We start from the raw sequence: 23,469 nt of genomic DNA, 5'->3' as shown, positions 1-23,469 counted from the left end.
TCAATGTGTCTTCACTGCAAAGGGGGGATTTGCATCGCGGAGAGATTCCAGCGTCCCCAGCATCTTCCGCAGTCTGGACCAATCGGCGTTCCGAAGGTCATAAAATTACCGTCCGCGAGGAGATCACCTTCAATGGTTCCCGTTACTCCTAAGTTATGAATGTAGCCTCCAAGACATCCAGGAACACACAATATTCTTGGGTCCTTCCAATCAGAACCATTGTCGGACGAAAGCTCAACGATTGCTGAGTTTACGGAGTGAGCATCGCGAATGTAGAAAATTCTGTAAAGCTTGGCGCGATTGTCCCATTTGACGTCCACCGACCAAGTATTCGTGATCGAGGTGGGCTTAAGATCGGTCCAACTCGTCGGATTTCCAGCTTCCCCATGGAGCAGGCGGGGGCAGGGGCGATCGCAGGCGCTGTCGTCAGTGTACCAAATCTCAAGTCTGCCATTCCTGACGAGTACTGACTGCTGTCCGGCGCCATAAAAGCCGGAGTGCTCCGGCCGCGCCCGATAGGGTTGAATAATCGGCACCGGGTCTGGTGCATCAGTCTCCCAAGTTTGCCGTTTGGTCCACTTGGCATAGGGACCCTCGAGCCTACGAGACCTGGCGACGAAAATTTCGGTCTGCACATCACGGCCAGAGCCCGAGTAAAACAGATAATAGTACAAAGTGTTGTCTACCGGGTCCCGAAAGGAAACCACAGAAGGATCGCAAGCTGCGCGTTCGATATCGTGGTTTGAAGCGGAGAGCAGAATGTGTGGCGACGTCCAAAGCTTTCCGTCAACGCTTGTCGTGTAGCGGATGTCGTCCCAATACCCTCCATGCCCGGTGCTACAAAACCAAGCATGGAATACACCCCCGGATTGTATGAGTGCCGCACCATATGAGTAAGTAATACCGAGGGATCGAGAATCGACGATCTTCCAAGGCCGAAGAGCCGTTTCAGAGCCTGCAGAATCACAAATTGCCAATGACGCGGCACTCACGATCAGCCAAAAAGCGACCGTGGCTCTCTGCCGGCGTTTCCCAAGCCTCAAGGCTTTGCCTAGCAGCCAGCGTTTACGCAAAGACATGAAGTTCTTCTTTAGGGCATCCCGTCGCTTGACCAGAGTACCATTTCTGGGCAAGTTTTGCGCTATTGTTGCGGTGCAAGATTGGCGCATGATTTTGGCACCGATGTGAAGTCGAGTTTGTTTTAAAGGAGCACGCTGGGGCAATGCTGTCTATATTGGTAATTTCCCGCTCGGAGGAACGGCTTTACAAGTTATTTCAGTCCATATCTCACAGCAAAGTTGCTGAAGATGTCGAGGTCCTCGTTTCCTGGAATGGAAAGGGAGAGCCTCCAAGCTTTGAGGGCCGCTTAAACGATCTGCGGATCTATTATTATATTCAGCGTCCGTACAATTTTGCAAAGAATAACAATTCACTGGCTAAGCATGCTTCAGGCGACAAGATCCTCTTCCTGAACGATGATATGATTCTCGATGAGGATTGTCTGGCGCGCGCGATCGCTGAAATCAACAAGCCCGAAATAGGAATTGTTGGTGCCAATCTGCGGTACGAAAACAACAAAATTCAGCATGCTGGCATTCGGTTTCGCGATGGGCACACGCCGTATCATGAGTTCAAGCATGACGTCGATTACCGAGATCCCCGGGTCATTAGTGACAAATTTGTTCCCGCGGTGACTGGCGCCTTCATACTGATGCGTCGGGCTGAATTCCTGAGCATCAAGTTTGATGAGAAGTTCGAAGTTGCTGGTGAGGATATCGCCCTCTGCCTCGAATATCGTCACCGCTTCAAGCGGGGTGCGCTGTATTGCGGTTCAGCTACCGCTGTTCACTATGAAAACGCAACCCGGAGAGAGACGAATGAACGCGACACGCCTCAAGGTGACAGGGAGCTAATCAAAAAATACGCGGAGCGCGATGTCGCTGGCGTTCCACTAACGGAGGTGCGGCGGCCCCGGGTTCGAATAGTGACCGAGAAAGAAGGTTGGATCATGCACCGCAAGGCGCTTGAGATCCAGGTCGGTATGGGCGATCAATACGTTAAGATCAATCAGGATTGGCCGGACGCCGAAATTCACTATTACATCAATTATGGCTACATCAATAAACGCCCTTCCAAGGGTCTTTTTCTGGCTAACTTCACACACTACGATCCCGACAGCTTGGCGGAGAAATTCGTCGAGACTGCGCATGGCGTTGATCATTGTGTGTCCGTGTCAAAGCTCACGACACAGAAGTTACTCGAGCTGGGCGTGCCGTCTGACAAAATCACTACGATTGTCGTGGGCGCAGACCATCGATTTACACCCAAGCTCCTGCTCGGAATAGCCGGGCGTCCCTACAAGGGAGGCCGTAAGGGAGAGGACCTGATCCAGGCCATTTTGGCTGACGAAGAGCTCATGGCGAAATGTCAGCTCGTCGCCATGAATTCTGATTGGAAGTTGCCGACGATTCAGTGCTCTGACACGGCTGACTTCTATCGCGCGCTCGACTATCTGCTTATTACGGCGAGGATAGAGGGGGGGCCTGTTCCGTTTATGGAGGCTCTGGCTTGCGGCACGCTAGCGATCGCACCGGCAATTGGTGTTGTTCCGGAGTTTCCGCACGTGCCCTATGAGGTGGGTTCGTTCTCCTCCCTGAAGAGCACGATCAATGCACTTTATGAGGACCTCAAGCTCGCCAAGGGACAGGTTGCGAAAACCATGTTTGGCGTGAATTGGGGGGGGTGGTCAGTCCGGCACGAGAAAATGTTTCGGCGGCTGATGCTGTCAGCTCCGTTGAGTTGAGCTTATCGCATCGCGGGGATGGTCTCATGACTAACGAGAAGCAAGTATTGGGCAAGATCGGCGCGGCGCGCCTTTTCAATCAAAAATGGTATGAGAAGACAGTCGGAAAGACGTTTGAGACGGCGGAGCTCGCTCTCGCGGATTTCGCGAAATCCATCGCGACTGAGGATCGAGATCCCAATCCTCTGTTCAACTCCAAGTTCTATCGTTCGCTTTATGCAGCGGAAATTCCGAATGGAATGTCGGCGATCGAGCATTATCTGGTCGAGGGGGCGACCCGCGATCATCAATTCCATCCGGCAATTGATGTGCGTTGGGTTAAGTTGCAACTTCAAGCGCGTGGCGTCTCGGACGATGTCCTGGCCGCGTTGTTACACAAATGTTCTGCGCTCGAACTCGATCCTCATCCCTGCTTTTCAGTGCGATTCTACTTTCGTCGTTATCCTGAACTGCTGAGCAGGCGCGCTCATCCGATCATTCACTACCTGGAAAACGGGGCGCGTGAAGGCAGATCTCCGCATCCGCTTTTTTGGCCAAACTGGGTTCAGCACTGTGTCTCCGCAAAGCAGCCTATCAGTGTCTTCGATTTCGTCTCCGACGAGCGCCATGCCAAGCTCGATCCGAATCCCTATTTTGATGCTCAGTTCTATCTGGCTCAGAATCCGGATGTTGCGGCCGCTAAACTCAATCCACTTCAACATTATCTGCAATATGGATGGATCGAGGGAAGGAGTCCGCATCCAGATCTCGACATCAATTGGTTCAAAACTCACTACGAGCTGCAGTTGCGGGTACTCAGGAGCGATCCTCTCAGCTTCATCGTGTCTAACGATAACGGCAGGATCAACGTGAATGGCAACGGCCTTTCGTTGAGATTCAAGAAAGGGACCGAAGCCGCATCGGTTCAGGACCATCGACGCAAGCAGTTCGGTCTTCAGACGTCTGTCTCGTCTTCCGGGCGCAAGAGAGTTGCGTTCTTTAGTCATAATCTTCGGTTCCAAGGGGCGCAAAACAGTCTTTTTGAGCTCGCTCAGGGTGTCAACACGCTGCCGGACCACGAAGTCGTCGTGCTTGCGCCGGATCAGGGGCCTCTCAGGGAGGCCTATGCGGCAGCAGGGATAAATGTGCAGCAGTATAGGCTGCCAGTTCGCGGAATGGAGAGTGCGTCGGAATACGAGAAGGTGTGGAAGAAGTTCCGAGAACAAATCGCTGCGCTCGAGCCGGATATCGTCCACTGTAATACGGTTCAAACCTATCATGCCATTGCCGCCGCCTCCGAACTCGGCATTCCATCACTCTGGAACATTAGGGAAAGCGAGCCCCCAAAGTCTCATTATGATGGGCTTTACCCGTCTGCGGCTCCGAAGCTCGATCTGGCGATAAGCTCGCACGGGCTGATGGTCTTCGTTGCGGAGTCAACGGCCGAGCTTTGGAAGTCCGAGTTTCCCGAGATACGATATCGCGTGATTCAGAACGGCATTAATTATGATCGCATTGCCGCGTCGTGCATTAATTTGCCGCGGTCACACGCTCGCAAACTGCTCGGGATTGGTGATGATGATGTGGTCTTCGTCAACGTCGGGACCTGGACCGAGCGCAAGGGGCAGATGGACCTGGTGAAGGCCCTCCAGAAAGTCAGCCCAAGGCATTGGAACAGGATCATTGCAGTTCTCGTCGGCGCGAACCAGTCTGGCTATGCTAGCGAGGTGCGGTCGGCGATTGCTGAGTTGCCTGCAGCGCTGGCTACCCGGCTGAGAGTGGTTGATGAGACGGCCGGTACGGGGGAAAGGCTCAAGGCTCTTGCGGCGTACCGGGCCTCGGATGTGTTTGTCATGACATCGCGGATCGAAAGCTATCCGCGGGTTGTCAACGAAGCCCTGTTTTTTGGCATGCCCGTGCTGTCGACGCGATGCTTCGGCACTGTAGAGCAGATAACTGAAGCGGAGAATGGCTTCTTCTATCAAGCAGGTGACGAGGCCGGGCTCGCTATGGCGATGTCGCGCTTGTTGAGCGACGCCACGCTTAGGACAGAAATGTCCAGCAACGCAAAGTATTCAGCGCATCACAAGGTGGTTCAATACAGGCAGATGATCGAGCTCTACCGTCGATGCTACTCTACTATTTTTGAAGCTCGTAATCCCACGAAGGCAGCGGCTTAGTCTGACAACGCCTTGCTGTCCCTGGTCGTTTCGTCATGGCGAGAAAACGTCTAGCAAGAAACAGGTTTGCGTTCTAACCTACTGATAAAGCTAATAATTTTTTATGATCAAGATGTCATGGGCATTTGAGATAGGGCGCAGGATATCGCGCAACTGTTTCGACTGCTGCTTCGGCGAGATGTGAACAATGATTGTTAGCAGGAGAAAGGCGGCACTTCGCTGCTTTCGCTTATCTCGGTGATTCGAGCATCAAAGGAGCTTCGTTCGCAGATAATCGGCGCAGCGGATGTGAACGGGCTTCGATCGCTGGAAGAGCTGGCAGCGCTTCCTCGGAAAGTCTTCCACACTAGCGGCAAAGTCAGCCCAATCGGTGGCTAGCGACCGTTCAGATCGTCTTCTCAATTGGCGGGTTCGACGGAAGATTAGGGAGTATGCTCGACGAACGATGGATCGAACTCAACCTTAAGGCCGCCAAAGCTCGGCTCGTAAGAGGGCGCGTTCTTGAAGGCAGCGAATCGCTGTTTCTGAAGGAGCGAACTTGTGCCTTGAAGGGGCGAGTGAACGGCCCCAGACACCATCGAAGGGGTGGACCTCTATATTCCCAATGAGCTAAATCGCCGGCGATGACCTATTTTTTAGGTTGTGCAGCTGATCAGGTTTCCATGCACAACCTTGGTTTCTATTTTCTCGGAGCTGCAATCGCCAGCGTGCTTGCGATCCTGTTTTTCACGCGGAACACGCCGGGCCACAGGAAAATTATTTTTCTTCTGCTGTCTCCCGCCATCATTGCTCTTGTCTCAGTCGCGCTGCTCAGCATCTTGGCGAGGGTGATCTAATACCACTTGCTCTGCGCCGCGGACGAGCACGCCGATAGCTGTGCTACCCCGACCGACCATGTCAGAAGTCCTATTGGACGAGTTAACCTCAAGGCCAGCCGGTATATTGCATTGCGGCGCATGACCTGCAATCTTGTGCCGGACAAAGGAGGAGATTGATCTTGAGTATTTGGAAGAAAAAGCGTCGCTCTTTTGCCCCGCCTGCCCAACCGAATCCCAGCATAGCTACCAAAAAAGTGAAGGAAATTACAGAAATGGACGACAGCCGCTTTGAAGTTCCCGCTGCTATTCTTACCGCAGCGATCGTTGCCAAGAGCAGCCTTGAAGGCGAGCAGCTAGTGGACATGGCCGCCAAGCTTCAGCGCCGATTTTTTAAGTCGCTCAAACAGGCTAGGAAGCTCGACGCGCAAGAAGAGTGATTTAAGCTCAAACCATCCCCCTTCGGCGCTTCATTATTTCTTTGACCCGCCCGTGCGCAGCGACCCTATCATGGTTTTTCGAGTAGAAGCTGAAGAATTGCTCGACCAGGCCAGCCGGCGTGTAGAGGCGCTGGCTGGTCACTTTAAAGCCAAGCCTATTGGTATCTGAGAACTCGATGTTGGCGCCGCGAAAAAACTTAGCCCGAGGGAACGTCATCCTTTCTGCACGATAGATATATTCGTTTTCAGTATATGCCGCGCTGTTCAAATCCAAATCGCGAAAAAACTCCGGCTCGCCTGGCACCAGACCATTACCTAACCTAGCAAGAACTCGAACCGCCACCTCACTCATCACCAAAGCAGAAGGGTGATTCATGACATAGAAGAGTCGCTGTTCGCGAAACCGACCTTCTATGAAGTCGCTAATCGCAATATCGCAATAGGACTCACGCTCCCGCAAGTCACGAAACGCCCTCTCGATTGATTGCGAATACCAAGCCTCGTCAAGGTCGGACGCCCCGGCAAGAAGCGCGGCCGCCCGACTCACTTCCCAACCCTGCATGTAAGCGAACAGCACCTTGTCGCTGTGATAATCAAGCAGTGGTCCGGTAAAGTTGCTGTACTCGGCATCCCGCAAGACGTCGAAATCGGGACTGTAGCCGGCGAAGTAAGCATTCGGCCAAACGATAAGGCGGTCACCAAACCGAGATCGGAGATAAGCAGACCGGACGTATTCAATATGGTATGAATCGGACACGTATTGAGCGATCACCCAGTCGCAACCTTCGACCGCTTTCTCAAAGAGCTTTGGATCAGCTTGCATCTGGTGCACGGCCGGCAACGGATCGTACTGAAGATCGCCGTGGTAGGCCTGAAGCAGCGGCGCCAACGAGGCAATCTGGCAATTACCGATTATGCAAACCTTCATCTTTCCGAAACCTTAGCTTAGTAAGCTTTGAGATTGTCCTTTTTTCCTCCTAAAGTCCAGAGGGTTACCAGGTTTCAGCCATGTCCGAAAAACAAATTATCCGGGAAGATGTCATCGGCGAGATCGGATCCGCAATTGCCGCAGCCGTAAAGCGCACGCCAAAAACGAACGATCAAATTGATTGGTGAAATCACAAGGGCTGACCGTTGCCGGTCACGCGCTGTCCGTTGTTGGTGACAAATTCCCAATGAGTGCCTTGGGACAGCGAGAGCGAACGCAGACACCCCCGCTGTCCCAAGGACAGAGGTCACCAATTTTTCGCGCGTAAGCATCAGAGCTGGACGGCGTACACGATGATCCGCCGCGGCACCGCAAGAAAGGCCGCGCCGCCGCTGGTTACGAGGTACATCCAGAGGCTGGATTTGCCGCTGGCGAGCTTCAAGTCTTGCTGATCGATCGGTTGCGCCTTGATGTAGCAGGTCGAGCCCAGATCCACCGGCGTGCCGATCGTGATCCTGCCGCGATAGGCGTCGAGATCCGTGGCGCCGTTGAGGGTCCACGCGCCGTTGTCGGCGATCGCGCTGGGCGGCGTCACGGAATAGAACTGCGCGTGGTAACCGCCCTCGCCAGACAGCAGCGCCGTCTCGTCGATCTTAAGAATAACGTCGAGGATTCGGATCAGTGAGCCAGGTGGTACCGGCCGGCCGTCCTTATCAACGAACACGAGCTCTGTGGCGTCGCGATCACGTCGCCGGCGCTGTACGCGGCAGGTGTGAATGTCGCGCTGGCTGTAGTGCCGCTCGGGTGGATGTCCATCGCCTGAGTTCCTTACAGGAAGCTGCCGCCAACGCGATCTTCGAGCTCATTTTTCGCGACGATCGTGGATCGTCAGCGTATCGAGCTTCACGCAATCTCGCGCTTACCCACATCGCTCGTTCGCATATTGCCATATTATACAAGTTTGAAAAACCAAGATCAGCTTATTAAAAATTTGTGGAGTTCGGCCTGATCTATTTCGAGTGCATAAACGCACTTGCCCCGGGCATCTTTCGTAATGATCCATCGGCCGTCGGGGCTAATTGCCGGATGAGCTTCGTAAGGTTGGATACTCTTGCCGCTGTTGACCTCGTTGGTCGCTCGAAACACAAATTCACGTTCGCCGTTGGACATGTTGATGACGGAGATGTCCGAATAGACAAATGAGCTGTTCGATTTTGTCCAGTCAGAAGCAGCCCTTGTGCATACATCAAATCGGTGCTCGTCCAGACCGGCTTCGCCCAAAGTTGATGCAACTGCCCAACGTCCGTCGCTGCTTATGTTGCAATGACTGTCGCGGTTTGATTCGCTTATGAGTTTCGCGTGTCCATCGAAATCGATCGAAAAGATTCCCCGCGGGGAAGCGGAGCTGTCCGCATAAGCCACCACAACGACTCCAAGTTGATCGAACCGGGCTCTCTCGTGACCCAATTCGTATCTCGTACCGTCGGGACGTGCTTGATCGAATATACATACCGGGTCGGGATGATGAACCTCATGCCAGACCCAAATGCGGCGTCGCGAATGTGGTGAGCCATCGCTGAATACGATCCAGGAAGGGTCAAATGGAGAAAAGTGTGCATGATCTATCGGCCAACTGGCTTCGAAAACTTTTCGAACCGATCCGGTTGCTACGTCAATCATATCCAAACGGTATTGGCTGCTGGTAGGGGTTGAATATCGGCAGACGAGGGCGGTCCTCCCGTCCGGAGAAATGTCGCAGTCAGCGAGCGCTCTCCAGCCCGTCCAGCTTGTTACAACGCGGTGCGACTTGGTTCGAGCATCAATAACCACAAGACGATCGAAAAATGGTACCACGATGGTGCTGTCACCGCCGATTGCGTAGTACAATCGCGGATCTTCAAGTTCGGTAATGAATTCGACCGTGCCGCTATCCGGGTTGAAGGCGAAATAAGATGTTTCCCGACTGCCTTCCTCATGTTTTGCAAGCAGACAGACGTTGTCCTTCAAGAAACCGTTTGAGTGCGGGTATGTAAAATAGGTGTTTGTCGGTGAAGCCACGGAGCGCTTGATAATCCTCTGCGTTGTTTCGTAGCGGCATTTGGCGCCCGCCGGCCCGACCAGCGAGAGCCCAATTGATGTTGAGGCTAAGGCTAGAAAGCTTCGTCTTGATATCTCCATGGTGCATGCTCAAGGAAAGTTAGGTATTGAGGGGTCTGAATTGCGAGCGCTTGTCTTGTACCACAATTCTTGCTGTTTATTCTTGGAAGTAAATATAGAACTAGAAGTGTCAAAATTCGTCGGGACAAGCTGATGAAAAAAACGTCAATCATAGTCACGGGTTGTGCAGGCTTTGTTGGACATTCGGTGTCGAAATGCTTTCTCGATCGCCGCTTCGATGTGATCGGTATAGATAACTTGATCCCGTACTACGATGTCAATTTGAAGTTACGTCGGCTGCACGAGCTTGGAGAATATGCAAACTTCGATTTTCACGAAATTGATATTGCTTCAAGTTCAGCGGTTCGCGCCATCTTCGAATTGGCGCGGCCCAAACTTGTCGTCCACCTCGCTGCTCAGGCTGGAGTTCGGTATTCGCTCGATAATCCCGAAGCATACACCAATTCCAATGTGGCTGGCTTCCTCTCCATCCTGGAAGCGTGTCGTCATCATCCGGTCGAGCATTTGATCTATGCGTCGTCTTCATCCGTTTACGGGGCCAACACAAAGGTCCCCTTCCACGAATCCGATCCCGTGGAAAGGCCCGTCTCGCTCTATGCGGCGACAAAACGTGCCAATGAGCTGATGGCGCAGACTTACAGCCATTTGTTTCGGATCCCCGCAACGGGCTTACGCTTCTTCACGGTCTACGGGCCCTGGGGACGTCCAGACATGGCCTATTTCAAGTTCACAGACGCGATCATTCGTGACCAACCGATAGACGTATACAATAATGGCGAGCTCTGGCGAGACTTCACGTATATTCGCGAGGTAGTGGAAGCCATTTGGCGGTTGTCCGACCGTCCGCCGGCTGACAGTGTCGGAGAGCCGCGGGCGGGGCGGCCGGACGTCTCCGTCCCTCACCAAGTCTTCAATATTGGCAATCATACTCCGGTGAAGCTCGCCCGCTTCATAGAAGTTCTGGAGAGCCTTATTGGCAAAATGGCCATAAAGCGCTTCTTGCCAATGCAGCCGGGCGATGTCGTCCGCACGTTTGCCGACGTAAATGCGTTGCGAGAGGCCGTCGAATTTGCTCCGAACACCTCTATAGAGGCAGGACTGGCTGAGTTTGTGAAGTGGTATCGGGCCTATTACGAGTGCTGACAAGTTCGGCCTGTAGAGTCGAGAAGCTAGACGATGCTTTATAAAAATCGCGCATCTCGCTATGTTCAACTCGAGATCCTGGTCTCCATCTTTAAACCTCGCCTGATCGTCGAGGTTGGAACCAACCGGGGCGATAGTGCAATTCTGATGTGCGAGGAGGCGCTCAAGCACAGGCGCGATGTACGCTATGTCGGTTACGACGTGTTCGATACGATGGACGAGGCCTTTCATCGCGAAGCGCTAAACGGAAAGGGCTTCTTCCGGCGTGCGGAGGTTGTGCGCAGGCTTGAGCAGCTTGTGCAAAAGCACCCCGGTTTCAGCTTCGAACTCGTCGAGGGACAGACAATCGACACGCTGCACGGGCGGCAAGTCCGAGCGGATCTCGCGTTTATTGATGGCGACCATCGCCGAGAGACGATCTACAACGATTATTTGGCGGTCCGCTCGAGTAAACTGACTATTTTCGATGACTATTATGACGTAAGCCAGGAGCCGGGGCGATCACTGGTCGGAAAGTTCGGCTGCAATTCCGTTGTTGAGGGGCTGCCGAATTTAACCATTCTGCCAGTTTCCGATGATTTCCCTGCGACGGGTCAAATTCGAATGGCGATGGTCGAGCAGGGTGGCAGCGTCTTCAGAACGCTGTTGGACCGCTTCCGGGTACGCTAGGGCTTAGACTTTGAGAATGGAAGCTCGAGCCCATATTCGGATAATTTTGCACCGAACTGAGGGATGGGGATGTAAGAAGCACTGGCAAAGCGCTGATAATATTGCTCGGGCGTCTCCAGCAGATAGCGTGCGACATGGAATCCCGGCCGCTGATCCGCGATGTATTTCTTGATGGTGTCAGGTTCAAAATCCGAAATCGTCTGTACAATCTTTTGTCGTGCATGCTCGCGCATGAGCTCAAGCGGCTTATAGTGGTAGTGCACGTAGACTATTGGCGTCCGAACTCGTTCAACGCTATGCATGGCGGTGCCGACGTGAAAGCCTCGATCAAGATCGCGGCAAGCTCCCTTTGCATAAAAGCACTTCCGTTGATCCGGCGATGGCCGGAACATGCCGGGCTTGATAGGGCTATTGTCATAAGCCCCTTTTATCATGAGTGTATGGGGCGACTGGGCAAACGGAAGCAGGGCTTGGGTGATGTCATTCGGTTCGAATGAGAGTTTGTCATCATCTCCAACTCTTCCAACGAATTCATCACAATCGAGGGGAAAATAGAAGTCTGCCGGATCGCTTTGATCCATCGACCTGATCAGCGAAGAGAAAAGGCGTCCCTTTCCATCGAAATCAGCAAAGGTGCTCTTGCCAAGATCGACGTGCACCCCTCGCTCTTGCATCTCCAGCAGCACCTTGTGGACCTTCGGCGAGGATGATCCATTATCGAAGACGTAGAGATTTTCGTAACCGAACGTCGTGCCATGATAGACGATCCAGGGTTCGACCAGATCATCCTCATTCTTCAACATCATCAGACAACGAATTCGCAACTGCATTGGTCCTTAAGCCCACTCAACCACGTCGGATCGAAGGCTCTTATATGTTGGGGATTGAATGGTGTGGGAAATCTTCACACTGCCTCGCTGTTCCTCGCCCGTGGTGTTGTACTGTTGATGGTCCTTAGCGCGATTCCCGATCGTTAGGAATGTGGTTAAATTTGTTAAGGATAAGCGCCGAGCGACAAGGCTCTGTAGAAGATAACCCTTGAGAGGCGCTTTCAATCCGTGTTGCGTTGCAACAAAATGCGCCTTGGAGATAATTGCTTGATTAGTGTGCACATCGATGAGTGTAGGGTATCTCTAGATAGGCGCTGCGTCGCCATCCGCGGGTGGTGCGTTGATTTACTTCAGCCCATCCTGAGAGCCTATCTCCTCTCCTCGAAGAGTAAAGCAGCTCAAAAGGTAACCCTTTCCTTTCATCCGCGAGGAGACGTAAACGCGTCGGTAGCCTCCTTGTTGGGCCAGGCAGAGGATGGGTTTGGCAATTGCTGGTATGGTCTTTCATGCTTCTTCGAATTTGAGAAGCCACTCCCCGTAGCTGATCGCCTACTTTTAGAACTGCATGATGCATCAGGCCATGTTGAAGTCCATCCCGTTGCCGAGCGCAGCTCTACAGCAAGCGGGGAAGTTGGGAGCAACAATTGGCAGCAGCGTGCGGCCGGTTGTTTGATCAACTGCGACACGGTGGCTCAGAGTGAGGGAATTGTCCGTGCAAGTGGATGGCTGTTTTACGAAAAGCCGCTGCGGGCTGTGTATGTTGTTTCGGGCGATCTGACGCGGCAGCTCCGACCCGCGGAACTGACATTTACTCCTCGGCCGGACGTATGTGCTCACCTGGAGCTCATTCAAGGTGATCCAAGGGTCTGTGGATGGATCTTCAACGCGTTCGCGGGCGACCGCCGGGCCGATATCATCTGGTTCCTTTTCGACGACGATACCTCGACCTCCCTGGCGCTTGATACCTTGCTGTTGGATCCACATCGGCGCGCCGTGGTCCCATCAGCCGGATTGTCACCTGAGGTCGATCGACTGCGCTCGTTTGTCGCATATCAGTCGCAGCTTGGGACCAAGGCCGGGGCGACCTCGAAACTCGGGGCGAAGTTAATCGACCATATGGTCTGCATCGACGGAGGAGACGATTTCGACGACTTCGATTTGATCTGGTGGTGCCAAACCTTGGAGCAAATGAAGGGCGCGAACGTTGTGGTATCTCTGCCAAGCAAAACGATTGCGCGACTGCTTTCGCTGGCTCGTTACTTTGACATATCCACCCGTGGTATCCACCTCGTAGCTGCCGGCGCACTTGTCGATGTCGAAGTTTTGCCTAGTGCCGATCGATATACCGTGTGCGGTAAACGTTCAAAGCTGGTCGCCCCCCTGGACGTCGAGTTGGTTGAAAGCGAAAGCGCTGCCCTCTTATCCGCCTCTCATGCCGTTTTCGATACGGTTGTGTTTGAACGCATCAACGTTATGGCGGGAGATGGCTTCGGCGTTGTCAAACCACAATCGGTACCTCATTCTGGCTATCCCAAGGGATTAGTTTTGCCTGCCGGCGCTGTGTCCTTCAAGGCGAGTTTTCTGAGCAGCTGCTCGGAATTTTTCGAACTCGGAACGCGCTTTGGTTGGATGGCTTCACTGGCCAATTTGCGCGCAGACCGAGATCAATTATGGGAGCTTCCGATAGTAGAGGGATCTGACCGAATTGCTTACATCGGAGAGTCGAACGATTGGAGCGAAAGTCGAGCGCTCAATCAGCTTTATATCTCAGTTTCCTCGACGCGCGCGGGGCGAATATGAGTCAGCTCAGCATTGAGCACGCGGATACGATATTTTCGAGCCATATTCCGGTCGCGGGAACTGATTTCTGCCTTGCAATAACGCACGAGAGGAATGGGCAGCAAGGTCTTTTATACGTCCGTGATCATGTCGCTTATTTTAACATATGGGTAAACCCGACCACGTTCTCCGGGGAAGGGCTCACAGATCTTCTTGACTTCATGCGATCCCTTTTAATGAAGCAATCTTTTGCGCAGGTGAGGGTTAGGGGAGCGCTCGTATTGCCTTTCTCGCATCTAATCGCGCTCAAGCTTTTGTTGCGATCGGCTAGTTTCGAAATCAGCTTTGACGAAGGTGAACATGAATGTCTAAGAAATGGATCTTTCGTTGCGTTTGACGGGACGCCTTGCGATGGGGCTCACCCCGTCAAATGCAGCAAATGTTTATATGGCGTCTTTAGTGCGACGGAATTGAATGCGCGGTCCGCGCGAATTGCTCAGTTTGTGAACGCGCTCGAGTGAGGCAAATGGATTCGAATCTGGGCTTGTTGGCGGCATTTCAAGACCTCGTTCGCCGCAAGACATTCTTCGACGCGGAGTTGACCTACCTTGAATGGATGATGTCCCGTGAGAAAGTCATTTCACAACGTCGACAGCGCGCTCTTGTGGAGAAGTTTGAAAGATTTCCGTTATTTTCAATCATAATTCCGACGTTCAATCCGGATCCTGAGTTTTTTCTGGCTTGTGTACGGTCTATCTACTTCCAAGGTTACGACCGATGGGAGGTGTGTATCTGCGACGACGCGTCCAACTCTGTTGATGTTGAACGTCTGCTTGATCAAATGCCAGGTGACTTTCGATCGAGAGTCAAATTGGTCAGGAACGATTTTAATCGTCACATCTCCTATTCAACCAACCGAGCCATCGAGGTAGCTGAAGGCGATTATTGCGTCTTGCTAGATCATGATGACAAGCTGCAAACTGATGCCTTGTTTCTTCTGGCCCTTTGTCTCAATCAAAAGCCTTATGGGTTTATTTATTCAGACGAAGATAAAATTGATGAGTCTGATAGGCGGTTTGCTCCTTGTTTCAAACCGGATTTGGATAGGATACTCCTACTTGCTACGAACTATATTTGCCATCTGAGTTGCATCGAAACCCGGCTTGTTCAGGCGGTCGGTGGTATGCGTGAGGGTTTTGAGGGATCCCAAGATCACGACCTGATCATTAGGTGTCTCGACCAATTGCCGGACGATCAGGTATTTCACATCCCGCGGATACTATATCATTGGCGGCAAAGTGCATCGTCAACGGCGGCAGACCCTGCGGCGAAGCCATACACGTGGCTTGCTGGCCAACGTGCGGTTTCAGAAAGTCGGCTTGTTTCAGAGTCGCATGGCGAAGTGGAAAAAGGTCCGTTTCCCAATACTTACCGAGTGAGGTGGCCGGCCCCGGCTGTACAGCCCCTGCTCTCAGTCATTATCCCGACGAAGGACTCGGTGGCGTCGCTTCGTTTGGCCATCCAAGCTGTCAGAGAACAAAGTTATCCAAATATCGAGCTGATTGTCTGCGCTAACAACCCTTCAACAGACGATGCGATGCGTTATCATCATGAGCTGGGTGCGGCCGGTTTAGCTCGGATCATTGATTGTGGGGGGCCATTCAATTTCTCGGCAATTTGCAATCGCGGGGCGAGGCTCGCCCAAGGATCCATTTACTTGTTTCTAAACGATGACGCAGCTCCGATAGGGTCTGACTGCTTGGCGGAAATGGTAAGCTGGACGAGTCAAGAAGTTGTCGGCTGTGTGGGGGGGAAGCTCATGTATCCTGACGAAACCGTACAGCATGCGGGCGTCATCCTCGGAATTGGCGGAAATGCCTCGCACGTATACAAGGGCCTTCCCCGTAAAAATCCTGGATATTTTGGCCGACTTCAACTGCATCAGGAATACAGCGCTTTGACGGCAGCCGCGATGATGGTCCGCGCGGCTACGTTCCGTGCGGTCGCCGGCTTCGACGAGGTGGCATTTCCGGTAGCATATAATGACGTCGATTTTTGTTTGAGAGTCATGGGACTCGGGTTGCGGAATGTCTACGTGCCGTCGTGTGAATTTTGGCACGATGAATCAAAGTCGAGGGGGTCAGATCTTAGACCTGACCGAAAATCGGATTTTGTATGCGAATTTTCTCACCTATTTGGTCGCTGGAGGGAGAAGCTTCTTCAAGACCCTCACTTCAACATCAATTGCCGGCTGAACGTAGAAGACTGGCAAGCAATGCCATGACATCATTATAGCTCGTTGTTAGCTGGGCTCGTATTCGTAGTTTTGAATAAGATTATTTATCTCTTCGTAGGACAATGCCGAGTCACGGCGAGGTACGAAGAAGGCCAAAGATTCGATCTCGCTTATCTTCTTCGCAAACTTTTCTACGACGTGGTAGTGCTTCCGCGTGTAGTCATGGATCGCAATAATCGCATTCGGACAAGCCTGAACAGCTCTTAGGAAACACGCCACGCGAAAGCGCCCATCCACTAGCACCATGTCTGCTTCGCCCGCTGCTGTCGTTTCAAAAACTTTCGATGAGTAAAGAGGCCATAGGTGCCGTTTTGATTGGTCGATTGGATAGCCCCATTCCTTCGTAGGGCCGATATCGACCAGGATGAGCCCGAGCTTGGACCTGTTCTCGCCAGCTTCTCGTGAGACTCGATCTAGCCACTCTGAAGAAGAATCGACAACGATAGCCCAATCCTTGGGCGATTTCAGGGCGAGGATTGTGGATCCTCCAGCTCCGAACTCCAAATACTTCCGCGAACAAGTCAAGAAGGAGGCAAGAAGTGTTGCCTCTGTTATCGTCATGCCTACCTGCATATCAAACTCCGAGACTGAAATTGAGTTCGTCGACAGTGGCGGTTGCGCCGTAAGTCAAAGCGTCTTGGTTGCCGTGGCTCGTGATGAGTTGAGCTTGGATGATGCTGGACTACCGTGTCCACCAATTCCGCGTCATGTCTTGATACTGCTTTCGCTTCTTTTCGTTTGTCGTTCATTGGGCCAAAGCTGAATGCTTTGAGCTAAATTCGGCGCGAATTTTTATTGGAAGACAATCAGGAGGCCGCGACCTCGGCGAGGCAGCGATGCCAACTCTCGGGAACTATTAAGAGCATTATCTCTCTACTATTGGCCATGCTCCAGAGTATTATTGGTGAAGTCCCACGCGCTTTGCCTTATACCCGCGGTCCAGGATCGTTCGCCACCAAGGCTCCTGCTGGATATACCACCGCACCGTCTTCTCGATGCCGCTCTCGAAATTTTCCTCGGCACTCCAGCCGAGTTCGCGCTCGAGCTTCGAGGCGTCGATGGCGTAGCGGCGATCGTGGCCGGGGCGGTCGGTGACGAACGAGATCAGGCGGCGGTGCGGGCCGTCGGCGCTCGGGGCGACGTCATCGAGTAGGTCGCAGATCGTCTCCACCACATGCAGGTTGGTGCGCTCGTTGCGGCCGCCGACATTGTAGGTTTCGCCAACTTGGCCGCGCTCCAGCACTAGCGTCAACGCCTTGGCATGATCTTCGACATAAAGCCAATCCCGTATATTCTTGCCGTCGCCATAGACCGGTAGTTTTTCGCCGGCCAATCCCTTGATGATCATGTGCGGGATCAGCTTCTCCGGGAAGTGATACGGCCCGTAATTGTTGGAGCAGTTGGTCACCATGGTCGGCAGATCATAGGTCTCCCGCCAGGCGCGTACCAGATGGTCGGATGATGCCTTGCTTGCCGAATAAGGCGAGTTCGGCGCATACGCCGTGGTCTCGGTGAACAGGCCCTCCTCGCCGAGTGAGCCGAACACCTCGTCGGTCGAGATGTGCAGGAAGCGGAAGCGGTCGCGCGTCTCGCCGGATAGCGTGCGCCAATGGCGCAAAGTCTCCTGGAGGATCGTGAAGGTGCCGACGATGTTGGTCTGGACAAATTCGCCCGGCCCGTCGATGGAGCGATCGACATGGCTTTCGGCTGCGAGGTTCATCACCGCATCCGGCTGGTATTTTTCGAACAGTTTGCGCAGGCCTGCTGCGTCACAGATGCACTGTTTCTCAAACGAATAGTGCGGGTTACCCTCTGTGCCGGGAAGGGACTCGAGATTCGCAGCGTAGGTCAGTTTGTCGATGTTAACTACCCGCGCGTGAGTATCGCGAAGTAGGTGCCGCGCCACTGCCGATCCGATGAAGCCGGCGCCGCCGGTGACAAAGATCGTGGAGCCCTTGAAACGCATTGACCTCGTCTCCGTTGGATAGGTCAGCGCATCAAGGCGTAGGAGCGCGCGACCGATTTCAGATATTCACCATAACTGCTTTTGGCCGACTTCTCAGCGGCCTTCTCGAACTGCGGCAGTGAAATGTAGCCCTGCCGCAGCGCGATCTCTTCGGGGCAGGCGATGCGCAGTCCCTGGCGTTGCTCCAGGATCTGCACGAAGTGGCTGGCCTCGACCAGCGAGGCGTGCGTGCCGGTGTCGAGCCATGCAAAGCCGCGGCCGAGCACCTCGACAAACAAGTCGCCGCGCTCGAGATAGGCGTTATTGACGGAGGTGATTTCGATTTCGCCGCGCGCCGACGGCTTCACGTTGGCGGCGATGTCGAGCACGTCGTTGTCGTAGAAATAGAGTCCCGTCACGGCCACGTTCGACTTCGGCTGCTTCGGCTTTTCTTCGATCGACAAGGCGCGACCGGAGTGGTCGAGCTCGACCACGCCATATTGCTCCGGCTCATTGACCACATAGCCGAACACGGTCGCGCCCTTCTTGCGGAACGAGGCGCTCGAGAGCATGCCCGGAAGCCCGTGACCATAGAAGATGTTGTCGCCCAGGATCAGCGCGACGGAATCGGAGCCTACGAACTCGCGCCCGACGATGAACGCGTCCGCCAAGCCGCGCGGCGTCTCCTGGGTGGCGTAGGCAAAGCGCAGTCCGATCTCGGAACCGTCGCCGAGCAGCCGCTGGAATAGCGGCTTGTCCTGCGGAGTGGAGATAATAAGGATGTCCCGGATGCCTGACAGCATCAGCGTCGACAACGGATAATAGATCATCGGTTTGTCGAAGACGGGCAAAAGCTGTTTCGACACCACCGTCGTCACCGGGTAAAGGCGCGAGCCGGTGCCCCCGGCGAGAATGATCCCCTTCATAGCCCCTCACAAATTTACCGTTTTAGAAAGTAGCAGATAGCGTGCACTGCACAAGTTTGTTATAGAGGTAGAGTAAATTGACGACGCCGAGGTGGTGGCGCTAAAAATGAATGTAGTAAAGACAGATATTCCAGAAGTTCTGATTATTGAACCTAAACTATTTGGCGATCAGCGGGGCTTCTTTCTGGAGACCTACCAGTTCCAGCGCTACGTGGAGGCGGGTATTGCGCGGCCGTTCGTGCAGGATAACATGTCCCGCTCGAGCTATGGCGTGCTCCGTGGTCTGCATCTGCAAAATCCCTTCACCCAAGGTAAACTAGTCAGCGCAATGCGCGGCCGTGTCCTCGACGTTGCAGTCGATGTCCGCGTCGGAAGCCCGAATTTTGGGCGGCACGTTGCCGTTGAATTGAGCGAAGAGAACCGTCGTCAGTTGTGGGTCCCTAGGGGCTTTGCCCACGGCTTCGTAGTGCTCTCCGAGACGGCCGACTTCTTTTACAAATGCGATGACCTCTACAGCCCGAAGGATGAGGTCTCCATCCGCTGGAATGATCCCGCGATAGGGATCAAATGGGGTGTCGACCAACCCTCGCTCTCGGCAAAGGACGCTGACGCCCCGCTGCTGGCGGATGTCAAGAATCTTCCGCTCTATGGTCAAATCTGATGCGCATCCTTCTGACTGGAACTGCAGGGCAGGTGGGAGGAGCGCTTCTTCCGCTGCTTCGAGACAAGCATACGGTCATTGCCCCAGCCGTTGAGGAGTTCGATCTCTCCAAGCCAGCTTCCCTCTTGAGCAAGCTTGATGCCTACCAGCCTGATTTCATCATCAACCCCGCAGCTTATACCGCCGTTGACAAGGCCGAAGACGAAGCCGCGCTCGCCTTCCTAGTCAACGGCGATGCGCCAGCCGCGCTCGCCCACTGGGCCGCTGTGCACGTCGTGCCGATCGTTCATTTCTCGACCGACTACGTCTTTGACGGCAGCGCGCGTGCTGTCTGGCGTGAAGACGATCCAACGGGCCCGCTTTCGGTCTATGGTCGGAGCAAGCTTGCGGGTGAGAGCGCGGTTCGAAGTGCCGGCGGTCCGCACCTGGTCGTACGGACTGCATGGGTCTATGCCGCGCAAGGCGCGAATTTTATGCGCACCATGATCCGCCTTGCCAAGGAACGAGAGTCGCTTCGGGTGGTCTCGGATCAATTTGGAACACCAACGACGGCGCGTACAATCGCGTCGACGCTTGTTCAGATTTTGCAGGATGGCGAGTCAGGCCTGCCCGAAGTCTTCGCGCGCGCAAAGGGTCTCGTTCACCTCACCAATTCGGGTGAGACCAGCTGGCATGGTTTTGCCAGCGCAATCGTGGAAGGATTGCGGTCCCGGGGTACGCCGCTGAAGGCGGCCGAGGTCATCCCGATCGCCACAAAGGATTACCCGACCAAGGCAACGCGACCTACCAGTTCTAGGCTGGATCTGGCCCGGCTTAGGGAGGCGTATGGTCTCGTAACTCCGAGTTGGGAAGACGGGTTGGTAGAAGAGCTGGACGCGTTTCTCACGCTCGAAAGAGACCCGCCATAGGTTTGTTTGACTGTCCGATTGATACTCTCGATTTGGTTGTTGTACTGGTGGTTGACGATGGGTAGGCGTATCACTCCCGTGATCATGTGCGGCGGCGTAGGCACGCGCCTGTGGCCGGCTTCGCGCGAGGTGCGCCCGAAACAGTTCCTGCCGCTGTTCGGCACGCGCTCGACCTTCCAGGACACGCTGCTGCGCGTCTCGGATGCCGCGCTGTTCGATCGTCCTGTTGTCATCACCAATGCGTCCTATCGCTTCATGGTGCTGGAGCAACTCGCCGAGATCGGCATCGAAGCCGACGTGATCCTCGAGCCGATGCGGCGTGACTCCGGGCCTGCGATCGCTGCGGGCGCGGTGTTTGCGCAGAACCGCGCGAGTGACGCCATCGTGCTCGCGCTCGCCGCCGACCATGTGGTGCGGGACAATGCCGCCTTCGTCGCCGCGTGCCGTGAAGGCCTCACGGCCGCGAGCGCCGGGCGCATCGTCACCTTCGGCGTCAAGCCGGAGCGGCCGGCGACCGAATACGGCTATATCAGCCCGGGCGAGGTGATCTCCGGCACGGTGCACGCGGTCGTGCGCTTCGTCGAGAAGCCGGATGCGGTGAAGGCGGCGGACTACGTCAGTTCGGGCTATCTCTGGAACAGCGGCAACTTCATGTTTCCGGCGACCCTGCTGCTCGATGAATATCGGAACGTGGATGCTGCGAGCGTGCAGGCGGTCTCCGATGCGGTCACCAATGCCGGTCACGATCTCGGCTTCGTGACGCTGGAGCCGCAGGCATTCGGCGCGGCGAAGGCGATCTCGATCGACTATGCGGTGATGGAGAAGACCTCGCGCGCAGCGGTGGTGCCGGTGTCCTGCGGCTGGTCCGACGTCGGCTCCTGGCACGCGGTGTGGGAGCTGTCGGAGAAGGACGCGCAAGGCAACGCTTCGCATGGCAGCGCGGTGTTCGAGGACTCCCGCAATTGCAACGTCACCACCGATGCCGCGCTGGTCGCGCTCGAAGGCGTCGACGATCTCGTCGTGGTGGCGACGGCGGATGCCATTCTCGTCTCGCGCCAGAAGGATGCCAATGGCCTGAAGCGTCTCGTGACCAAGCTGAAGACGGTCGCACCGAAGGTCACCGAGGAGCATCTGAAGGTGCATCGGCCCTGGGGCAGTTATCAGTCGGTCGACAATGGAGAGCGCCATCAGGTCAAGCGCATCGTGGTCAAGCCCGGCGGGCGGCTGTCGCTGCAGAAGCACCATCATCGTGCCGAGCACTGGATCGTGGTCCGCGGCACGGCCCGCGTCACCGTCAACGAGACCGTCAAGACCGTGCACGAGAACGAGTCCATCTACATCCCGATGGGCGCGGTGCACCGGATGGAGAACCCCGGCAAGATCATGCTGGAGCTGATCGAGGTCCAGACCGGCTCCTATCTCGGGGAAGACGACATCATCCGGATTGAAGACGACTATCAGCGGAACTAATCAGAGAAGTGCGCGGCGCGCGGGCATAAGAGTTCTAGCACTAATCAAGGGGTTTTTCATGCACATCGCGATGATCGGCACGGGCTATGTCGGACTGGTGTCCGGAGCCTGCTTTGCGGATTTCGGTCACGACGTCACCTGCGTCGACAAGGACGAGAAGAAGATCGCGGCGCTTCATCGCGGTGAGATTCCGATCTACGAGCCGGGCCTCGATGAACTGGTTGCGACCAACGTCAAGGCCAAGCGCTTGAGCTTCACCACCGATCTGTCCGCGCCGGTGGCGGATGCCGACGCCGTGTTCATCGCGGTTGGCACGCCCTCCCGCCGCGGCGATGGTCACGCCGACCTCTCCTACGTCTACGCCGCCGCGCGCGAGATTGCGCAATCGCTCTCGGGCTTCACCGTCGTGGTGACGAAATCCACCGTTCCGGTCGGTACCGGCGACGAGGTCGAGCGCATCATCCGCGAGACCAATCCCAAGGCCGACGTCGTGGTCGCCTCCAACCCCGAATTCCTGCGCGAAGGCGCTGCGATCCGCGACTTCAAGTTCCCCGACCGCATCGTGGTCGGCACCTCCGACGAGCGCGGCCGTAAGGTGATGAGCGACATCTATCGCCCGCTGTCGCTCAACCAGGCGCCGCTGATGTTCACGGAACGCCGCACCGCCGAGATGATCAAATACGCGGCGAACGCGTTCCTCGCGACCAAGATCACCTTCATCAACGAGATCGCGGACCTTTCCGAAAAGGTCGGTGCCAACGTGCAGGAGGTTGCCCGCGGCATCGGTCTCGACAACCGCATCGGCACCAAATTCCTGCATGCGGGCCCGGGCTTCGGCGGCTCGTGCTTTCCGAAGGACACCAAGGCGCTGATCAAGATTGCGCAGGACTATGACGTGAGCTTGCGCATCGTCGAATCCGTGCTGGCGGTCAACGAGAACCGCAAGCGCGCGATGGCGCGCAAGGTGAGCCAGGCGCTCGGCGGCTCGCTGCGCGGCAAGACCATCGCGGTGCTCGGCCTCACCTTCAAGCCCGACACCGACGACATGCGCGACGCGCCGTCGATCCCGCTGGTCACCGGCCTGCTCGATATGGGCGCGAAGGTAAAGGCTTACGATCCCGTCGGCATGGAGCAGGCCAAGGGCGAGCTGCCGACCATCACCTACTGCGAAGACGCCTATGCCTGCGCGACTGGCGCGGATGCCGTCGTCATCGTCACCGAATGGGTGCAGTTCCGCGCGCTCGATCTCGACCGGCTGAAGAGCGTCATGGCGCAGCCCATCATTGTCGACCTCCGCAACATCTATCGTCCCGAGGACATGCAAGCAGCAGGCTTCGTCTACGAGAGCATCGGGCGCGTTGCGGCTCGCCCAACGGATTGATCATTAGGCTCGACCTGGGGATCGAAGCCGCGTGAGAGGGTTGGTGGATGCACATCTCTGTTGGCTAAGCTACTGCCTGGTTGTGCACGGCGGAGCCACCATGAGCTGTGAGCGCCGCAGACCTTCAATGAGCGCGGT

Annotated in this window: 20 protein-coding genes; 12 read left to right on the top strand and 8 right to left on the bottom strand. The window is 55.1% G+C overall.

What is annotated here, in order from left to right:
- Positions 1-11: 11 nt before the first annotated feature.
- Positions 12-1,079 (bottom strand): hypothetical protein, encoded by a 1,068-nt coding sequence (locus AC1RR3_RS15380; RefSeq protein ID WP_492823948.1) that lies wholly within the window; start codon positions 1,077-1,079, stop codon positions 12-14.
- 143 nt (positions 1,080-1,222) lie between these two features.
- Between AC1RR3_RS15380 and AC1RR3_RS15375 the strand changes: the two genes are divergently transcribed.
- From AC1RR3_RS15375 to AC1RR3_RS15360, 4 genes are all read left to right on the top strand, one after another.
- Positions 1,223-2,803: a glycosyltransferase gene (locus AC1RR3_RS15375; protein WP_492823947.1), complete on the top strand. Its 1,581-nt coding sequence runs from the start codon at positions 1,223-1,225 to the stop codon at positions 2,801-2,803.
- A 26-nt stretch (positions 2,804-2,829) separates the two neighbouring features.
- Positions 2,830-4,962, top strand: coding sequence for a glycosyltransferase family 4 protein (locus tag AC1RR3_RS15370; RefSeq protein ID WP_492823946.1), 2,133 nt, complete (start codon positions 2,830-2,832; stop codon positions 4,960-4,962).
- A gap of 623 nt (positions 4,963-5,585) precedes the next feature.
- Positions 5,586-5,798, top strand: coding sequence for a hypothetical protein (locus tag AC1RR3_RS15365; RefSeq protein ID WP_492823945.1), 213 nt, complete (start codon positions 5,586-5,588; stop codon positions 5,796-5,798).
- A 161-nt stretch (positions 5,799-5,959) separates the two neighbouring features.
- Positions 5,960-6,217 (top strand): hypothetical protein, encoded by a 258-nt coding sequence (locus tag AC1RR3_RS15360; RefSeq protein ID WP_492823944.1) that lies wholly within the window; start codon positions 5,960-5,962, stop codon positions 6,215-6,217.
- 7 nt (positions 6,218-6,224) lie between these two features.
- Here the strand turns inward: AC1RR3_RS15360 and AC1RR3_RS15355 are convergent, their stop codons facing one another.
- The 3 genes from AC1RR3_RS15355 to AC1RR3_RS15345 form a co-directional block, all read right to left on the bottom strand.
- Positions 6,225-7,145 carry a WcbI family polysaccharide biosynthesis putative acetyltransferase gene (locus tag AC1RR3_RS15355; protein WP_492823943.1) on the bottom strand — a complete coding sequence of 307 codons (921 nt, stop codon included), beginning with the start codon at positions 7,143-7,145 and terminating at the stop codon, positions 6,225-6,227.
- Between the two features lie 331 nt (positions 7,146-7,476).
- Positions 7,477-7,869, bottom strand: a complete 393-nt coding sequence (locus AC1RR3_RS15350; protein ID WP_492823942.1) for a hypothetical protein — start codon at positions 7,867-7,869, stop codon at positions 7,477-7,479.
- Between the two features lie 251 nt (positions 7,870-8,120).
- Positions 8,121-9,152, bottom strand: a complete 1,032-nt coding sequence (locus AC1RR3_RS15345; RefSeq protein ID WP_492823941.1) for a TolB-like translocation protein — start codon at positions 9,150-9,152, stop codon at positions 8,121-8,123.
- A gap of 303 nt (positions 9,153-9,455) precedes the next feature.
- Here AC1RR3_RS15345 and AC1RR3_RS15340 point away from each other — a divergent pair, with 303 nt between their 5' ends.
- On the top strand, positions 9,456-10,466 hold the full coding sequence (locus AC1RR3_RS15340; protein ID WP_492823940.1) for an NAD-dependent epimerase/dehydratase family protein: 1,011 nt from the start codon (positions 9,456-9,458) through the stop codon (positions 10,464-10,466).
- Between the two features lie 33 nt (positions 10,467-10,499).
- Positions 10,500-11,135: a class I SAM-dependent methyltransferase gene (locus AC1RR3_RS15335; RefSeq protein ID WP_492823939.1), complete on the top strand. Its 636-nt coding sequence runs from the start codon at positions 10,500-10,502 to the stop codon at positions 11,133-11,135.
- On the opposite strand, the gene AC1RR3_RS15330 is transcribed toward AC1RR3_RS15335, so the two are convergent.
- The gene (locus AC1RR3_RS15330) at positions 11,132-11,941 is read right to left on the bottom strand and encodes a glycosyltransferase family protein (RefSeq protein ID WP_492823938.1); all 810 of its coding nucleotides are present in this window, start codon (positions 11,939-11,941) and stop codon (positions 11,132-11,134) included. The genes AC1RR3_RS15335 and AC1RR3_RS15330 overlap by 4 nt on opposite strands.
- A gap of 480 nt (positions 11,942-12,421) precedes the next feature.
- Between AC1RR3_RS15330 and AC1RR3_RS15325 the strand changes: the two genes are divergently transcribed.
- Together AC1RR3_RS15325 and AC1RR3_RS15320 are read left to right on the top strand one after the other, a co-directional pair.
- The gene (locus tag AC1RR3_RS15325; protein WP_492823937.1) at positions 12,422-13,765 is read left to right on the top strand and encodes a hypothetical protein; all 1,344 of its coding nucleotides are present in this window, start codon (positions 12,422-12,424) and stop codon (positions 13,763-13,765) included.
- A gap of 505 nt (positions 13,766-14,270) precedes the next feature.
- Complete coding sequence (locus AC1RR3_RS15320) at positions 14,271-16,028, top strand: glycosyltransferase family 2 protein (protein WP_492823936.1); 1,758 nt, start codon at positions 14,271-14,273, stop codon at positions 16,026-16,028.
- 18 nt (positions 16,029-16,046) lie between these two features.
- Here AC1RR3_RS15320 and AC1RR3_RS15315 read toward each other — a convergent pair whose 3' ends face one another.
- The 3 genes from AC1RR3_RS15315 to rfbA all read right to left on the bottom strand — a co-directional run bounded on the left by AC1RR3_RS15315 (position 16,047) and on the right by rfbA (position 18,911).
- Positions 16,047-16,613, bottom strand: coding sequence for a hypothetical protein (locus tag AC1RR3_RS15315; protein WP_492823935.1), 567 nt, complete (start codon positions 16,611-16,613; stop codon positions 16,047-16,049).
- Positions 16,614-16,938: 325 nt separating this feature from the next.
- Positions 16,939-18,006 (bottom strand): dTDP-glucose 4,6-dehydratase, encoded by a 1,068-nt coding sequence (gene rfbB, locus AC1RR3_RS15310; RefSeq protein ID WP_492823934.1) that lies wholly within the window; start codon positions 18,004-18,006, stop codon positions 16,939-16,941.
- Positions 18,007-18,029: 23 nt separating this feature from the next.
- Positions 18,030-18,911, bottom strand: coding sequence for a glucose-1-phosphate thymidylyltransferase RfbA (rfbA, locus tag AC1RR3_RS15305; RefSeq protein ID WP_492823933.1), 882 nt, complete (start codon positions 18,909-18,911; stop codon positions 18,030-18,032).
- A 106-nt stretch (positions 18,912-19,017) separates the two neighbouring features.
- On the opposite strand from rfbA, the gene rfbC reads away from it, so the two are divergent.
- Genes rfbC through AC1RR3_RS15285 form a run of 4 tightly spaced genes read left to right on the top strand, consistent with a single transcriptional unit; the run spans position 19,018 to position 23,331 of the window.
- Positions 19,018-19,572, top strand: a complete 555-nt coding sequence (rfbC, locus tag AC1RR3_RS15300; RefSeq protein WP_492823932.1) for a dTDP-4-dehydrorhamnose 3,5-epimerase — start codon at positions 19,018-19,020, stop codon at positions 19,570-19,572.
- Positions 19,572-20,480, top strand: coding sequence for a dTDP-4-dehydrorhamnose reductase (rfbD, locus tag AC1RR3_RS15295; RefSeq protein ID WP_492823931.1), 909 nt, complete (start codon positions 19,572-19,574; stop codon positions 20,478-20,480). Before rfbC ends, rfbD begins: the two co-directional genes overlap by 1 nt.
- Positions 20,481-20,537: 57 nt before the next feature.
- A complete protein-coding gene (locus tag AC1RR3_RS15290; RefSeq protein WP_492823930.1) occupies positions 20,538-21,950 on the top strand; it encodes a mannose-1-phosphate guanylyltransferase/mannose-6-phosphate isomerase in 1,413 nt (470 codons plus the stop codon).
- Between the two features lie 58 nt (positions 21,951-22,008).
- Positions 22,009-23,331, top strand: coding sequence for a UDP-glucose dehydrogenase family protein (locus AC1RR3_RS15285; RefSeq protein ID WP_492823929.1), 1,323 nt, complete (start codon positions 22,009-22,011; stop codon positions 23,329-23,331).
- The last annotated feature ends 138 nt before the right edge of the window (positions 23,332-23,469 follow it).

This window comes from Bradyrhizobium sp. GW821-FHT13H05 (assembly GCF_058804065.1).
The sequence above is the reverse complement of the archived record's forward strand: the minus strand, read 5'-3'. Positions and strand labels throughout refer to the sequence as shown.

Bases quoted from the DNA above. Each gene is read 5' to 3' on its own strand.
- AC1RR3_RS15380 (WP_492823948.1), bottom strand. From the start codon at position 1,079: ATGTCTTTGCGTAAACGCTGGCTGCTAGGCAAAGCCTTGAGGCTTGGG.
- AC1RR3_RS15375 (WP_492823947.1), top strand. From the start codon at position 1,223: ATGCTGTCTATATTGGTAATTTCCCGCTCGGAGGAACGGCTTTACAAG.
- AC1RR3_RS15370 (WP_492823946.1), top strand. From the start codon at position 2,830: ATGACTAACGAGAAGCAAGTATTGGGCAAGATCGGCGCGGCGCGCCTT.
- AC1RR3_RS15365 (WP_492823945.1), top strand. From the start codon at position 5,586: ATGACCTATTTTTTAGGTTGTGCAGCTGATCAGGTTTCCATGCACAAC.
- AC1RR3_RS15355 (WP_492823943.1), bottom strand. From the start codon at position 7,145: ATGAAGGTTTGCATAATCGGTAATTGCCAGATTGCCTCGTTGGCGCCG.
- AC1RR3_RS15340 (WP_492823940.1), top strand. From the start codon at position 9,456: ATGAAAAAAACGTCAATCATAGTCACGGGTTGTGCAGGCTTTGTTGGA.
- AC1RR3_RS15335 (WP_492823939.1), top strand. From the start codon at position 10,500: ATGCTTTATAAAAATCGCGCATCTCGCTATGTTCAACTCGAGATCCTG.
- AC1RR3_RS15330 (WP_492823938.1), bottom strand. From the start codon at position 11,941: ATGATGTTGAAGAATGAGGATGATCTGGTCGAACCCTGGATCGTCTAT.
- AC1RR3_RS15320 (WP_492823936.1), top strand. From the start codon at position 14,271: ATGGATTCGAATCTGGGCTTGTTGGCGGCATTTCAAGACCTCGTTCGC.
- AC1RR3_RS15315 (WP_492823935.1), bottom strand. From the start codon at position 16,613: ATGCAGGTAGGCATGACGATAACAGAGGCAACACTTCTTGCCTCCTTC.
- rfbB (WP_492823934.1), bottom strand. From the start codon at position 18,006: ATGCGTTTCAAGGGCTCCACGATCTTTGTCACCGGCGGCGCCGGCTTC.
- rfbA (WP_492823933.1), bottom strand. From the start codon at position 18,911: ATGAAGGGGATCATTCTCGCCGGGGGCACCGGCTCGCGCCTTTACCCG.
- rfbC (WP_492823932.1), top strand. From the start codon at position 19,018: ATGAATGTAGTAAAGACAGATATTCCAGAAGTTCTGATTATTGAACCT.
- rfbD (WP_492823931.1), top strand. From the start codon at position 19,572: ATGCGCATCCTTCTGACTGGAACTGCAGGGCAGGTGGGAGGAGCGCTT.
- AC1RR3_RS15290 (WP_492823930.1), top strand. From the start codon at position 20,538: ATGGGTAGGCGTATCACTCCCGTGATCATGTGCGGCGGCGTAGGCACG.
- AC1RR3_RS15285 (WP_492823929.1), top strand. From the start codon at position 22,009: ATGCACATCGCGATGATCGGCACGGGCTATGTCGGACTGGTGTCCGGA.